The organism is Pseudomonas helleri (assembly GCF_001043025.1).
Taxonomy (GTDB): Bacteria; Pseudomonadota; Gammaproteobacteria; order Pseudomonadales; family Pseudomonadaceae; genus Aquipseudomonas; species Aquipseudomonas helleri.
Map to the genome: position 1 here is coordinate 1 of NZ_JYLD01000034.1, position 1,452 is coordinate 1,452.

The window sequence follows — 1,452 nt, forward strand, 5'->3', positions numbered from 1 at the left end:
GTAATTACATGGACTCGCCCAAGCCGAGGCGTCTGTGCGCCACGGTGGCATTCTATTAGAAGCCAACGACAGCGAGGGCGAGTCCATGAAAAAGAATACGACGACCAATCAGTACGTGCCAACCGATGTTTTGAAATGCACCGTCATTGCCGTAGACCTTGCTAAAAGGGTCTTCCAGGTGGCTGGTCAGGATGCTGCTGGCCTTACGGTGTATGAGGAACGCATCAATTCGCGTGAGTCCTTTCATGCATTTCTTCGTAAGCTGCCAACAAGCATAACCGTGCTGGTGGAGACCGGTCCGGGGGCTCAGGCATGGGCGCAACTGCTGAAAACTCAAGGCAATCCTGTCCGGATATTGCCAGCCCAGCATGTCGCCAATCACCGCAGCGGCCCCAAGAACGATCGTAACGATGCACTGGCCATATTGCGCGCAGGCAGAGATACCAGCATCTCGTCGGTACCGGTCAAGAGTGCTGCAGCCTTGGCTATGCAAGCTCTGCATCGTGTTCGGCAAGGTTACGTGCGCCGTCGCACGGCAATGAGTAATCAGATGCGCGGTTTGCTGTTGGAGCACGGTCTTGCCATGGCGCAGGGCGATTCCGCGTTTAGCCAAGGCATCCCCCGCATTCTGGAAGATGCCACTCAGCCATTGCCTGACATGTTGCGCGAATTAATTGATGAGTTACTGGGCGAATGGAGTCAGTTGGGCGAGCGTATCAACGTACTGACCGGTCGACTGGAAACAGCTGCAAAAAATGACGAAACAGCCAAGCGGCTGATGACCGTACGCGGTATCGGTCCGATTATTTCTACAGCAGTGATCGCTAAACAAACCGAGCCTGAGCGCTTCGCCAACGCGCGGCAGTTCGCTGCTTACTTTGGATTGGTGCCCAAGCAGAACAGCAGCGGAGAAAAAGTCCGATTGGGCAAGATGAGCAAGCATGGCGATGCCTACTTGCGAAGCTTGGCGATTCAGGGCGCTCACGCGGTGTTGAGGCAGGTGAAAGCTAATTCAGAGGATCCAGATGACCGGCGATTGCAACGCTGGGTGTCCAGGTTGGGCCGTAAAGAGGCGGCCGTCCGGTTAGCCAACCGCAACTTGCGCATCATCTGGGTGCTGTTACAAAACGACCAAACTTATCGCCGCCAAGTGAACAATGACCTGGAGAAAGCGATGAGCTAAGGATCCAAAGAGTTCTGCCACCGGGGTGTAAACCGCTCCAACCCATGCTTAAGAACATTGATCACAGGTCAGACCGTCGCGAATTTATGCCTGCGCTCCTACCGGCCCTTGAGGCCTAACTGTAATTGGCATATCGCGAGCTCATAAAATGTTGGCCAGAAGCCGATTATGGCTTCCTAGAATAGGCCTTATACATAGATGCAGCCGGGTGTCAGTGGGCAAAAGCGGGTTGACAGTGGGGGGCGAGTCCATACATAGGAGCGAGCTTG

The 1,452-nt window shown here is 54.6% G+C and carries 1 protein-coding gene; it reads left to right on the plus strand.

Annotated features, from left to right (window positions below; translation table 11 throughout):
- Positions 1–85: 85 nt before the first annotated feature.
- Complete coding sequence (locus TU84_RS25155) at positions 86–1,183, plus strand: IS110 family RNA-guided transposase (protein WP_048373599.1); 1,098 nt, start codon at positions 86–88, stop codon at positions 1,181–1,183.
- Positions 1,184–1,452 lie beyond the last annotated feature (269 nt).

What these genes read in the sequence shown, in the direction of transcription:
- TU84_RS25155 (WP_048373599.1), top strand. Translation starts at nt 86, where the DNA reads ATGAAAAAGAATACGACGACCAATCAGTACGTGCCAACCGATGTTTTG.